The sequence below is a fragment of the Xanthomonas sp. SHU 166 genome (genome assembly GCF_000364685.1).
Lineage (GTDB): Bacteria > Pseudomonadota > Gammaproteobacteria > Xanthomonadales > Xanthomonadaceae > Xanthomonas_A > Xanthomonas_A sontii.
Map to the genome: position 1 here is coordinate 1 of NZ_AQOJ01000921.1, position 13,160 is coordinate 13,160.

12 protein-coding genes and 1 tRNA gene are annotated in these 13,160 nt (G+C 65.4%); 8 read left to right on the plus strand and 5 right to left on the minus strand.

Annotated features, from left to right (window positions below):
• From D180_RS20645 to D180_RS20675, 7 genes are all read left to right on the plus strand, one after another.
• A partial coding sequence (locus tag D180_RS20645) for a S24 family peptidase (RefSeq protein WP_017914258.1) occupies positions 1 to 297 on the plus strand: 297 nt, incomplete at its 5' end.
• 196 nt (positions 298 to 493) lie between these two features.
• Positions 494 to 1,531 (plus strand): recombinase RecA, encoded by a 1,038-nt coding sequence (gene recA / locus D180_RS20650; protein ID WP_017910627.1) that lies wholly within the window; start codon positions 494 to 496, stop codon positions 1,529 to 1,531.
• A gap of 116 nt (positions 1,532 to 1,647) precedes the next feature.
• Entirely contained in the window at positions 1,648 to 2,142 is a 495-nt protein-coding gene (recX, locus tag D180_RS20655) for a recombination regulator RecX (protein ID WP_017914259.1), read from the plus strand.
• 106 nt (positions 2,143 to 2,248) lie between these two features.
• On the plus strand, positions 2,249 to 4,900 hold the full coding sequence (alaS, locus tag D180_RS20660; RefSeq protein WP_017914260.1) for an alanine--tRNA ligase: 2,652 nt from the start codon (positions 2,249 to 2,251) through the stop codon (positions 4,898 to 4,900).
• A gap of 136 nt (positions 4,901 to 5,036) precedes the next feature.
• Entirely contained in the window at positions 5,037 to 5,249 is a 213-nt protein-coding gene (gene csrA / locus D180_RS20665) for a carbon storage regulator CsrA (RefSeq protein WP_010341308.1), read from the plus strand.
• An 81-nt stretch (positions 5,250 to 5,330) separates the two neighbouring features.
• A tRNA-Ser gene (locus D180_RS20670) sits at positions 5,331 to 5,423 on the plus strand.
• Between the two features lie 810 nt (positions 5,424 to 6,233).
• Positions 6,234 to 6,788, plus strand: a complete 555-nt coding sequence (locus D180_RS20675; RefSeq protein ID WP_232760609.1) for a DUF3592 domain-containing protein — start codon at positions 6,234 to 6,236, stop codon at positions 6,786 to 6,788.
• A gap of 191 nt (positions 6,789 to 6,979) precedes the next feature.
• Here the strand turns inward: D180_RS20675 and D180_RS20680 are convergent, their stop codons facing one another.
• From D180_RS20680 to D180_RS20695, 5 genes are all read right to left on the minus strand, one after another.
• Positions 6,980 to 7,540: a hypothetical protein gene (locus tag D180_RS20680; protein WP_043091471.1), complete on the minus strand. Its 561-nt coding sequence runs from the start codon at positions 7,538 to 7,540 to the stop codon at positions 6,980 to 6,982.
• A gap of 568 nt (positions 7,541 to 8,108) precedes the next feature.
• Positions 8,109 to 8,279, minus strand: coding sequence for a CsbD family protein (locus D180_RS23180; RefSeq protein WP_017914264.1), 171 nt, complete (start codon positions 8,277 to 8,279; stop codon positions 8,109 to 8,111).
• 287 nt (positions 8,280 to 8,566) lie between these two features.
• Positions 8,567 to 9,118 (minus strand): CPBP family intramembrane glutamic endopeptidase, encoded by a 552-nt coding sequence (locus D180_RS20685; protein WP_198526590.1) that lies wholly within the window; start codon positions 9,116 to 9,118, stop codon positions 8,567 to 8,569.
• A gap of 340 nt (positions 9,119 to 9,458) precedes the next feature.
• Positions 9,459 to 11,591, minus strand: a complete 2,133-nt coding sequence (gene glgX / locus D180_RS20690; RefSeq protein ID WP_043091472.1) for a glycogen debranching protein GlgX — start codon at positions 11,589 to 11,591, stop codon at positions 9,459 to 9,461.
• 220 nt (positions 11,592 to 11,811) lie between these two features.
• Positions 11,812 to 12,513 (minus strand): pirin family protein, encoded by a 702-nt coding sequence (locus tag D180_RS20695; protein WP_043091473.1) that lies wholly within the window; start codon positions 12,511 to 12,513, stop codon positions 11,812 to 11,814.
• 149 nt (positions 12,514 to 12,662) lie between these two features.
• On the opposite strand from D180_RS20695, the gene D180_RS20700 reads away from it, so the two are divergent.
• Positions 12,663 to 13,160, plus strand: a 498-nt coding sequence (locus D180_RS20700; protein ID WP_017914268.1) for a LysR family transcriptional regulator, incomplete at its 3' end; no start/stop codon positions are given.

Below are 13,160 nucleotides of genomic sequence, written 5' to 3' on the forward strand. Positions count from 1 at the left end.
CGGGTGTTCTTCTCGCCGGCCCCGGACTACCTGCTGAAGGTGCAGGGCGATTCCATGCGCGACGAAGGCATCTTCGACGGCGACCTGATCGGCGTGCACCGCACCCGCGATGCACGTTCCGGGCAGATCGTGGTGGCGCGCATCGACGAGGAGATCACGGTCAAGCTGCTGAAGATCGGCAAGGACCGCATCCGCCTGCTCCCGCGCAACCCGGACTACGCACCGATCGAGGTGCTGCCGGACCAGGAGTTCGCCATCGAAGGCCTGTACTGCGGCCTGCTGCGCCCCAACCGCTGATGCCGCGCGTGGAGCAGGGCATGCACTACAGCGCCGGCCGGACTTTTCCGACCCCGGATATCGCCATTCGCCGCTGCCGTCGCCCGGTTCGGACGAATTATTTTCATCTCGCCACGCACTGTCTCAGTCCGTGCGATACCAGGCCCTTACATTGACCTCACTCCGCAAATCCTCCTCACCTTCCAAGGACACCACAATGGACGAGAACAAGAAGCGCGCGCTCGCCGCCGCCCTGAGCCAGATCGAGAAGCAGTTCGGCAAGGGCTCGGTGATGCGGATGGGCGATCGCGTCATCGAAGCGGTGGAAGTGATCCCGACCGGCTCGCTGATGCTGGACATCGCGCTGGGCATCGGCGGCCTGCCGAAGGGCCGCGTGGTCGAGATCTACGGTCCGGAATCCTCGGGCAAGACCACCCTGACCCTGCAGGCCATCGCGCAGTGCCAGAAGAACGGCGGCACCGCCGCGTTCATCGACGCCGAGCACGCGCTGGACCCGATCTACGCCGCCAAGCTGGGCGTCAACGTCGACGAGCTGCTGCTGTCGCAGCCGGACACCGGCGAGCAGGCGCTGGAAATCGCCGACATGCTGGTGCGCTCGGGCTCGGTGGACATCGTGGTGGTCGACTCGGTCGCCGCGCTGACCCCCAAGGCCGAAATCGAAGGCGAGATGGGCGACCAGTTGCCGGGCCTGCAGGCGCGTCTGATGAGCCAGGCGCTGCGCAAGCTCACCGGCAACATCAAACGCTCCAACACCTTGGTGGTGTTCATCAACCAGTTGCGCATGAAGATCGGCGTGATGATGCCGGGCCAGAGCCCGGAAACCACCACCGGCGGCAACGCGCTGAAGTTCTATGCCTCGGTGCGCCTGGACATCCGCCGCATCGGCGCGATCAAGAAGGGCGACGAGATCATCGGCAACCAGACCAAGATCAAGGTCGTCAAGAACAAGCTGGCGCCGCCGTTCAAGCAGGTCGTCACCGAAATCCTCTACGGCGAGGGCATCAGCCGCGAGGGCGAACTGATCGACATGGGCGTGGAAGCCAAGCTGGTCGAGAAGGCCGGCGCCTGGTACAGCTACGGCAGCGAGCGCATCGGCCAGGGCAAGGACAACGCCCGCGGTTACCTGCGCGACAACCCGCAGGTCGCGGCCAAGCTGGAAAGCGAGCTGCGCGAGAAGTTCCAGCCCACGGAAATCGCCCCGAGCGAGGCCGAGGCGGAAGACGACGACGCGTAATGGTTTTCTGCCGGGGGAGCGGTGGAGTCAGTGCCGCTCGTCTCCCTCGGCAGTCTTGAGCAAGCCAGGAGGGCGCGCGCCAGGGACGGCGCATTTTGAATGGGGTGGCATCGCCCATGAGCGACGAACAGGCACAAGAAGCACCACGTCGGCGTCGCCGGCAACCGGAACAGACGCCGCTGCAGAAGGCGCTGGGTCTGCTGGTGCGGCGCGAGCATTCGCGCAAGGAGCTGACCCGCAAGCTGCGTGCGCGTGGCGTGGAAGCCGACGCCGCCGCGGAGGCAGTGGAACGCCTGAGCGGCGAGGGCTGGCAGGACGACGGGCGCTTTGCCGAACTGCTGGTGCGCAGCCGCGCCGGGGCAGGGTATGGCCCGCTGCATATCCGTGCCGAGCTTGGGACCCACGGCCTGGACAGTGAGGCCATCGCCACCGCGATGGGTGCCTTCGAGGGCGACTGGACCGAAAACGCGCGCGATCTGGTCCGGCGCCGCTTCGGTACTGCCGGGGCGATGGACCTGCCGCAGCAGCGCAAGGCCGCCGATCTGCTGGCGCGGCGCGGTTTCGATGGGGACAGCATCCGCGCCGCGGTGCGCGACGCTGCGGAGGACTGAGCGGGCCGGGCCTGCTACCCTTGGCGAGTTGTCTTGTCCGGTTTCCGTGGCGCCCTCATCTACGAGGGAGCGCCAGGACGCTCGTCCGCTCGTCTATAGCCAGCCCATGAACGCACCCGCCAAATTCTCCACCTCCCAGATCCGCAGCGACTTCCTCGACTTCTTCAAGGGCAAGGGCCATACCATCGTGCCGTCCGCACCGCTGGTGCCCGGCAACGATCCGACGCTGCTGTTCACCAATTCCGGCATGGTGCAGTTCAAGGACGTGTTCCTGGGCGCCGAGAAGCGCAGCTACGTGCGCGCGGCGGACGTGCAGCGCTGCCTGCGCGCCGGCGGCAAGCACAACGACCTAGATTCGGTCGGCTACACCGCCCGCCATCACACCTTCTTCGAGATGCTCGGCAACTGGTCGTTCGGCGACTACTTCAAGAAGGACGCCATCGCCTGGGCCTGGGAGCTGCTGACCCAGGTCTGGAAGCTGCCGGCCGAGCGCCTGCTGGTCACCGTCTACCATACCGACGACGAGGCTTACGGCCTGTGGCGCGACATGATCGGCGTGCCCGCCGAGCGCATCGTGCGCATCGGCGACAACAAGGGCGCGCCCTACGCGTCGGACAACTTCTGGCAGATGGCCGACACCGGTCCCTGCGGCCCATGCACCGAGATCTTCTACGACCACGGCGCGCACATCGCCGGCGGTCCGCCGGGGTCGCCCGACGAGGATGGCGATCGTTTCATCGAGATCTGGAACCTGGTGTTCATGCAGTTCGATCGTCAGCCCGACGGCACCCTGGTGCCGCTGCCGGCCCCCTGCGTGGACACCGGCATGGGCCTGGAGCGCTTGGCCGCGATCCTGCAGCACGTGCACACCAACTACGAGATCGACCTGTTCCAGACGCTGATCCGCAAGGCCTCCGAGCTGACCGGTACCGCCGACCTGGAGAACAAGTCGCTGCGCGTGATCGCCGACCACATCCGTGCCTGCGCGTTCCTGATCGTCGACGGCGTGCTGCCGTCCAACGAAGGCCGCGGCTACGTGCTGCGCCGGATCATTCGCCGCGCCCTGCGCCATGGCTGGATGCTCGGCGTGCGCCAGCCGTTCTTCAGCAAGCTGGTGCCGACCCTGGTGGAACTGATGGGCGAGGCCTATCCGGAACTGACCGCCGCCCAGGACACCGTGCTGCGCGCCCTGCAGGCCGAGGAAGAGCGCTTCGCCGAAACCCTCGATGCCGGCATGAAGATCTTCGAGGACGTCGCCGCCAAGGCGCAGGGTGGGATGATCGCCGGCGAGGACGCCTTCCGCCTGTACGACACCTACGGCTTCCCGCTGGACCTGACCCAGGACATCGCCCGCGAGCGCGATCTGCGCGTGGACGAGCAGGGCTTCGAGACGGCGATGGACGAGCAGCGCCGGCGCGCGCGCGAAGCCGGCAAGTTCGGCGGCGGCGTGCAGCTGCCGGCGGATCTGGTGGCGACGCTGGCCCCGACCGTGTTCCTGGGGTACGACAGCCTGCAGGCCGACGGCCTGCGCGTGGTCGCCCTGCTCAAGGACGGTCGTCCGGTGCAGTCGGCCCAGGCCGGCGATGCGGTGATCGTGCTGACCGACAAGACGCCGTTCTATGCCGAATCCGGCGGCCAGGTCGGCGATCTCGGCACACTGACTGCCGCCGGCACCCGGGTGACAGTCACCGACACGCAGAAGTTCGCCGGCCAGTTCCATGGCCACGTCGGCACCCTGGAAGAAGGCAGCCTGAAGCTCGGCGACGTGCTCGCCGGTGAGGTCGATGCCGAGCGCCGCGGCGCCACCATCCTCAATCACTCGGCGACGCACCTGCTGCATGCGGCCCTGCGCGAGGTGCTGGGCACCCACGTCCAGCAGAAGGGTTCGCTGGTGGCGCCGGATCGGCTGCGCTTCGACTTCTCGCACTTCCAGCCGATCGGGGCCGAGGAACTGGCGCTGATCGAGCGCAAGGTCAACCAGCAGGTCCGCGCCAACAACGCCGCCGAAGTGCACCAGATGGGCATGCAGGAAGCGCTGGACTTCGGCGCGATGGCGCTGTTCGGCGAAAAGTATGGCGAGCGCGTGCGCGTGCTGAAGATGGGCGACTACTCCACCGAACTGTGCGGTGGCACGCACGTCGGCCGGACCGGCGACATCGGCCTGTTCAAGATCACCAGCGAAGGCGGCGTCTCTGCCGGCGTCCGCCGCATTGAGGCGGTGACCGGGCAGGGCGCGCTGGACTACGTGGCGGCCGAGGAGGCCCGGCTGCGCGAGGCGGCCGACCTGGTCGGCGGCAACAGCCATGACGTGGTCGACAAGATCCGTCAGCTCGGCGACCGCTACAAGCGCCTGGAGCGGGAGCTGGAGGCGCTGAAGGCCAAGCTGGCGTCCGGCGCCACCGCCGACCTGGCCGGCTCGGCGATCGACGTGGCCGGTGTGAAGGTCCTCGCCGTGCGACTGGAAGGCTTCGATGCCAAGGCCCTGCGCGAGGCGATGGACCGTCTGAAGCAGCAGCTGGGCGATAGCGTGATCGTCCTGGCCGGCGCCAGCGAGGGCAAGGTCGCCCTGGTCGCCGGCGTGAACGGCAGCCCAATGGGACGGGTCAAGGCCGGGGAACTGTTGAGCCATATCGCCGGTCAGATCTCGGGCAAGGGCGGCGGCCGCCCGGACCTCGCCCAGGGTGGTGGCGAGGACGGGCCCGCCCTTGCCCCTGCACTCGCCGGCGTCCCCGCCTGGGTCAAGCAACATCTCCCCTGAACATCCGAACGCCGCGCCTTGCTGGCAGGGCGCGGCTTCCCGTAACATCACTCCTCTTTTCACTTTCATTATGGGGCGTGCCGCAGCGCGGGCGCCGTGCCGGTGAGACCCACCGGTTCCCTGGAGAATTCTAAAAATGTTGATCCTGACTCGCCGGGTAGGCGAAACCTTGATGATCGGCGATTCGGTCACCGTGACGGTGCTTGGGGTCAAGGGCAATCAAGTGCGTATCGGCATCACCGCGCCGAAGGACGTTGCGGTGCATCGCGAAGAGATCTACCAGCGCATCCAGCGCGGCGACGAGCCGAACTCCCACGGCGGCGGTCACGGCGACCAATCTGCCGATTGATGCGTCGAAAGGGTTTACCTGAGACCCCACAACCCGGTATTCTTCGCGCCCGGTCGCGGAATATCCGCAGCGCAGAAATCCGGAGTGATGCCCGAGTGGCTGAAGGGGCTCCCCTGCTAAGGGAGTATAGGGTCAAAAGCTCTATCGAGGGTTCGAATCCCTCTCACTCCGCCAGTGTCAAGGAAACGCCCGCAAATCAACGATTTGTGGGCGTTTTTCTTTTTCGCCATCTTGGACACTCGCTTGGACACTTCCATGCGAGTCGCGCACTACCTGACGTGCGGCGAGACCGGCCGCTACTACGTTCGTTTGCGCGTTCCTGCTGACCTGTAGACACAGTTCGCGCCTAAGGTCTTCAGTGCAGAACCGAAGTGACGTGCATGCGCCGTGCTGCTGCAGCGACGTCATGCGCGCCACTGCGCGTCGGCATGGTTGCACGTGAGCGCTGACGCGCCTTGCAGGAGTTCGAGCAGACGGTATCGCTCATGTCTGTGCTCAAGGAGCCGGTGACGAGCGTAGCGGCCTTGACGTGTTGCATGACGAAGCTTGGAGCCTGTTGCTGCGTTCAAGCTTCCCGTGGGCACCCGCCGTGGGCCGTGGAGGATGAAGGCGAGGGCCATCGCTGCCACGCAATGTCATCAATCGCGTAGAGCCAAATCCTGTTTCAGGCAGCGCGGCAGCCATCCTGCCGGTATCGATCGGCCGTCTCTCCGCGGTGTGCCCTTGTTGACGATGTCGCAAGTCAGGTCGCGCTACTGCGTTTGCTTTCCGAGTTCATCTGGACACGCGCGATGACAGTGGCAAGTGTGTGCTGCAGTGCTGCTTCATGTCGCTTTCCAGCGACGCATTGGGGCTACTCATCTTCCGCCCGTCGCGTGTCGCGGTTGCAGGCTTCGCTCAGCAAAGGTTGACGCGTCGCCTCATTGGGATCGAAGTGCTTGAGCCAGGAGGCAGGACGCCTACGGTGTCATTGAGTTGCAGGGGATGGGCGATACATCGATTGATTCCCATGCGCTGTCGCGAAAAAATGTGCGTCGTCGCTGGATCGCGACGTTTCCTTCTTGCTCTGGTATCGAGATGCAGTCACACAAGATCCGCTTCATCGTCATCGCGTTGCTTTGCCTTGGCGTCACGATCGCCAGCGTTGTCACGTTTTTCAGCAGGCCTGCGGCAGTGCCGACACATTTGGCTGAAGCCGATGGGACGGTCGAAAAGGTCGACGCAACGCAGCGAAAGGGACGGCTTCAAAGCGTCAACTTCACCCTTGCGACCGGAGGCGATGCATTCGAGTACTCCAGTGTGCTGCCTGGCATCGATGCGGTGTGGGGTCGTCTCAAGGTGGGATCGCCGGTTCACGTCACCTTCGACGATGCGGACAGCAAGCGATCCATCTGGGGAATGCGCTTGGGCGATGACGTGGTCGTCACGCCTGAGCAGGCGCTCCATGCGCGGCGCAAGAATGGCCAGATTGGTGCCATGATCGGACTGATTGCTTTGCTTGGAGCGGGATACTTTCTGCATCGTGCTCGCAAGGCGTAGAAAGGCGGCCCTGACAGTCTCGGCGCCGCAGCGGCGCGCCGCCGAGTCTTGATCTGCGAACAAGAAAGACAAACTGAACCAGTGGTCTCCGGCAAGAAGCGTGTTTCGCCATGTTTCTGTTCCGGGCGAGCACCGGGAGCGGCCGCCTGACGCCCGAAATGGCGTTGCTGGCGCATGGCACAGCGCTGATTTCAGCTGTCCGTGTCGAGGGTCATCATGATGTGGATGATTCTTCCGTGTTCAAGCTGAAACGAGAGGCGCTTGTTCTTGGTCTCATAGGAGCGCCAGTGCTGGCCATCGCTGTCATCCGTGGTGCCTTGGCCATAGGTGCTGATCAACAGATTCTGCGTGTCGCCGATCGCGACACCTCTGGCCGTTCTGATCGCGGGTGCGTTGATCGTGATCTGCGCAATGACGTAGCTATCGATGTCGCGTCGCTCTTTTTGCCAGGAGAGGTTTGCCGTATAGATGTCAAACCCGGCATAGCGATGCTGGTAGTACTTGTAGATGGTCTCCCCGGCGGGCACGTCTCCCACAAAACTCTCGCTGATCTGGGTGCCTGCCTGCATCCTGGCTTGTTCGCTCCAGCGTTCACCCAGGTCGAAGGAGTGGTTGTTGATGACTACGGCAAAGTCGCTTTCGGTTACTTCGACAGGTGCTGTTTGAGTTGCTGCCGCAGCAGCCATATCCGCCTGGGCCGCAGGAAGCAGCAGGAAAAGCAAGAGCGCTGCTTTTCTGGAGGAAGTAATCATGTGTATCGATGCTTTGATTGGAGCGGAAGTATCACGGGTGTGTTCGTGGTCGGGAGGCTGTACACATCCGCGGGTTGTCAGATCACACAGTGCATTGCGCATGGCGAGTTTGTCGCGATGCAGGCGCAATGTGAGCGTCAGTATGGTGGGATGCATGGAGCGGCGCCATCGCTTCCGGCCTGGCATGTGCCAAACGACGTCAGGGTGTTGCCTTCGCAACGGCTTCGCGTCGATCTGATCAGGCGTGTGGTGGACTGTTTGCGGGTCGATCCGAGTCCACAGTGCGCAGCGCATCGGGTCGTTTGGGATGCGCCTAACAGCGCCGTCGACAAGCCGCTCCGGGACGTGCCGTGTTCGATCGCCTTGCTGCCGCGGACTGGGGTCGTGGCAGCTTGTTGAACACTGCGCCGCGTCTCGCTACTCCAGTCCGCCCGTCGGTCATTGCGGAGGCCTGTGTGCAGTCTGTAGATCCAATGCATCAGGCGAATCGACACCTAGTCGGCGAGGTGCAGGTCGCTCGCAACAACTCCCCTGCCATTGGCGGCAGGGGAGCACGAGAACTTGGAACTCAGCCGCGCGCGTGGTCGCGCGCCTTGCCCACTTCACTCTGTACCTTGCCGGCGTTCTTCTGCATCTTGCCTTCGACTTCCTTCAGCTTGTTGCCGGTGACCTTGCCGGCGACTTCCTTGATGGTGCCCTTGATCTGGTTCTTGGCGCCTTCGGTGCGATTCTTGTCCATCGTTGACTCCGCAGTAGGGATGCCCTCAAGTGGGCATCGCCAAACTGCGCGCGGGCCGGTGGCGTGTAAGTGAAAATTGAGCGGGCGTGCTCTCCATCATTTAGGTAGCGGACGGGTTGTATGCCGAAGCCTGTAGCGGCGATCGCGCGCCCCGTTCGGGCTGGGCGCGCTTGGTGCTTCTACTGCGGGAACACGCGCGCCGCGACATGTCCTTCGTCTGCCTGCTGGCGGCGACGGCATGGTCCGCATAGGTGTGCCGAGTGGCGACCCTCGACTGCGCTGCGCGCTCAGTACCAGCCCAGATACAGGGTGGTCACGCCCCAGGTGTCGATCAGGCCATGCGCGAGGATCATCGCCCACAGGTTGCGTCTGGAGCGCAGATAGGCATATCCGAACATCGTGCCGACCACGCCGGTCAGCAGGATGCCGGAGGTGCCTTGCGCGGCGTGCATCAGGCCGAACACCACGCCACCGGCCAGTGCGGCGATCCAGCGGCCGCCGCGCAGACGGCCCAGCAGCGCATCGAGCTGGTGCATGAGGAAGGCGCGGAACACCAGTTCTTCGCCGAGCGCCGCGCTCAGCCACGCCGCGCCGATCAGATGGGTCGTCGCCTGGACGTTGCCCTTGAGCGCGCCGTAGGCGCTGTAGTCGGTCTTGTGTCCGGTGATGATGTCGATCAGCGGTTGCAGCACCGGTGTGATGAAGCCGACGGTCAATAACACGAGCAACGCGGTCCAGCCGATCACGGACACCAGGCGAGGGCGCGCCACGCCGCACGCGAGGGATGAGCGCGTTTCGATCCATACCAAGGAGAGACCGAGCAGGCCGACCACTGGCATGCGCCACGGAAACGGGGGCCACGCATAGAACGCCAGCGCAAGGATCGCGGCGCTGAGCGCGATGCGCAGCAGCGGGTGACGCATGAAGGAGGTGTTGGACGTGGCGTGGATGTCGCCTTGCGCGGAGTGCTGCATGCCTGGCCTGGAAGGAAGCGGGCATTTAGCCTAGCGAGCATGCGCCATCGAGCACTGTGCCAAAGGCCATGTAGACCAATGCAATGCGGCGCGTCGTAGGGAGCGTGCAGATGCCAGCATCGCGCGTCGCCAGCGGCAAGCGCTGGTGACGTAATGCAGGCGCGGACGCGTCAGTCCGCGCGCAATCCGAAGTGGCGAGTGGAGACTATGCGCCCGCCGTCTGGCACTCGAATACGCTGACGCTGCGCGGCGGCGCCAGGAACTCGCTGGCACCGGCCGGCATGCTGTCGACCTGCAGCGCGTCGTCGGTGGACAGCACCAGCTTCCAATGCAATTCCTCTTCCGAGGACGGCAGCACGAAGCTCACGCCCTCGTGGTAGGCGTTGATGACGATCAGCAAGGTGTCGTCGTTGGCCAGCTCCCTGACGCCGGACGTTTGCGCCTTGCCTTCCAGTAGCAGGCCGACCGAGCGTGCGCCGGCATCGGTCCAGTGCGCATCGTCCATCTCGGTGCCGCCGGGGTTGAGCCAAGTCAGGTCGCGCACGCCCGCATCTTCGTTGTACTGGCCGTTGAGGAAGCGGCCGCGAGTCAGGATGCGATAGCGTCGGCGCAGCGCACTGACCGCCTTGACGAATTCGGTCAGGCGGCCCTCGGTGGGGTCGCGCTCCCAGTCGATCCAGGTGATCTCATTGTCCTGGCAATAGGTGTTGTTGTTGCCGCCCTGGGTTTGCGCGCGTTCGTCGCCGGCGAGCAGCATCGGCGTGCCCTGCGCGAGTAGCAGCGTGGCCAGCAGATTCTTCATCTGCCGCTCGCGCAGTTGCAAGATACCGGCGTCGTCGGTCTCGCCTTCGGCGCCGTAGTTGCAGGAGCTGTCGTGGTCCGAGCCGTCGCGGTTGTCCTCGCCGTTGGCCGCGTTGTGCTTTTCGTTGTAGCTGACCAGGTCGTGCAGGGTGAAGCCGTCGTGTGCGGTGATGAAGTTCACCGAGGCCCACGGTCGGCGCCCGCGGCGATCAAACAGGTCGGCCGAGCCGGTGAAGCGCGTGGCGAATTCGGCCAGCTTGCCTTCGCCCTTCCAGAACGCGCGGGCGTTGTCGCGGAACTTGTCGTTCCATTCCGACCAGCCGGGCGGGAAGTGGCCGACCTGGTAGCCGCCCGGGCCGCAGTCCCATGGCTCGGCGATCAGCTTGACCTGCGACAGCAGCGGATCCTGGTTGCAGGCGTCGAGGAAACCGCCGCGCTGGTCGAAGCCGGTGGGTTCGCGGCCGAGGATGGTGGCCAGATCGAAACGGAAGCCGTCCACGTGCATCTCGCCGGCCCAGTAGCGCAGCGAGTCGTTGACGAACTGGATCACCCGCGAGTTGCTCAGGTTGAGCGTGTTGCCGGTGCCGGTGTCGTTGATGTAGTAGCGCTTGTCCTCGGCCAGGCGGTAGTAGCTGGCGTTGTCGATGCCGCGGAAGGACAGGGTCGGGCCCAGCTCGCTGCCTTCGGCGGTGTGGTTGTAGACGACGTCGAGGATCACCTCCAGGCCCTGGCGATGCATGGCCTTGACCATGTCGCGGAATTCGTCGCGATGGCCGCTGGCCAGGTAGCGCGACTTGATCGCGAAGAAGCCGAGCGTGTTGTAGCCCCAGTAGTTGCGCAGATCCTTGTCGAGCAGATGCTGGTCGTCGAGGTAGGCGTGCACCGGCAGCAGTTCCACTGCGCTGACACCCAGTTCCTTGATGTAGCGCAGCACCGGTTCCTGGGCCAGGCCGGCGCAGGTGCCGCGCAGTTCGTCCGGCACCTGCGGGTGGCGCATGGTGTAGCCGCGCACGTGGGTCTCGTAGACCAGGGTCTGGCTCCACGGGGTGAGCAGGCGCTGGTCGTCCTCCCAGTCGTAGGTGTCCTCGACCACCACGCACTTGGGCATGAACGGCGCGCTGTCGCGCTCGTCGAAGCTCAGGTCGCCGTCTGCATGGCCGACGGTGTAGCCGTACAGCTCGTCGGCCCAGATCAGGTCGCCCTCGAGCTCGCGCGCATAGGGATCGAGCAGCAGCTTGTTGGGGTTGAAGCGGTGGCCTTCGCTGGGCGCGTAGGGGCCGTGCACGCGATAGCCGTAGCGCTGGCCAGGCTTCACGTCGGGCAGGTAGCCGTGCCAGATTTCGTTGGTGTATTCGGGCAGGTCCAGTCGGGTCTCGGTCCCGTCTTCGTCGAACAGGCACAGCTCCACGCGGGTGGCGTGCGCCGAAAACAGCGCGAAGTTGGTGCCCTGGCCGTCGAAGACGGCGCCGCGCGGAAAGGGACGCCCCTCGCGGATGCGCGAAGGGGTGGCATAGGCGGCACTGGTCGGATGGCGCATCGGGCTCTCGGCCGGCACGCCGGCAGTAGGGGAGGGAGAGCGGAAGCATTGCCGTGGACACCGTGCAGGACGCGTTACGGGATGCCGAGGGTGGCGTGAGGGCGCAGTGGAAAGCGAGCGGGCGGCCGACGCAACGACGCTGTGGCGCCGCCGCGCGGGCCGCGATCGCGACCGTCGCGGCCCGGGTCCGATGGTCCCGGGCGCGACTGGCCTGCAGCGCTCAGCGCGGCAGGTCGAACAGCAGGAACTCGCTGTCCTGGGCATCGGCGAACTGCAGGCTGGCCTCGTCGATCGCCTGGACCGCGTCGCCGGCCTGCAGGATCTGGCCGTTGACGCTCAGCGTGCCGCGCACCACCTGCACATAGGCGCCGCGCCCGGCCGCCAGCGGGTAGTCCAGGCGCGCATCACCGTCGAGGATGGAGGCGTAGATGCGCGCGTCCTGATGGATGCGCACCGCACCATCCTCGCCCTGCGGGGCGGCGATCAGCCGCAGCTGGCCGCGCTTGCTGTCCGGGGCGAAGTGCTTCTCCTCGTAGCCGGGATCGATCCCGGCGCGCTCGGGCATCACCCAGATCTGCAGGAAGTGCACCGGCTCGCTGGCGGAGTGGTTGAACTCGCTGTGGGTGACCCCGGAGCCGGCGCTCATGCGCTGCACGTCGCCGTAGCGCAGCACCGAGCCGTTGCCCATGCTGTCCTTGTGCTCCAGCGCGCCTTCGACCACATAGGACAGGATCTCCATGTCGCGATGGGCGTGGGTGCCGAAGCCCTGGCCCGGCTGCACGCGATCCTCGTTGATCACCCGCAGCGGCCCGAAGCCCATGTGGCGCGGGTCGTGATAATGGCCGAAGGAGAAGGTATGGCGCGAGGACAGCCAGCCGTGTTCGGCGCGGCCACGGGTATTGGCGGGGCGGATCTGCAGCATGGGAGGCTCCTTGGTGGCGTTGATGTGCAAGTGGATCGAAAGCGCCGGGCGGGTTGATTTCGCGTGCGCTTCGGCTTGGAAACAAGTATCGGCGCTGTCGCCGGGTTTGAAAAACGGATAGATTCGGCATCCATCATCGAAAAATTCGAATGCTCAAGTTCAGCCTCGATGCCCTGCAGATCCTCGACGCCATCGACCGTCGCGGCTCGTTCTCGGCCGCCGGCAAGGCGCTGCACAAGGTGCCGTCGACCATCTCCTACACCGTCGCCAAGCTGGAGGAGGACCTGGGCGTGCAACTGTTCGAGCGGATCGGGCCCAAAGCGGTGCCGACCGCCGCGGGGGCCGAACTGCTGCGCGAAGGCCGTCACCTGCTGCGCGCCGCTGGCGACCTGGAACTGCGCGTGCGCCGCGTGGCCTCCGGCTGGGAGACCGAGTTCGCGCTGGGCCTGGATGCGGTGTTCGCGCCGGAATGCCTGGCGCAGGACATGGCGGCGTTCTACGCGGTCGCCGATCGCACCCGGTTGCGGGTGGTGCAGGAATCATTGTCCGGCACTTGGGAGGCGTTGCTGGACCGGCGGGTGGATCTGCTGGTCGGGGCGGCCGGCGAAGGGCCCAGTGGCGGCGGCTACGTGACCGAGCCGCTGGGC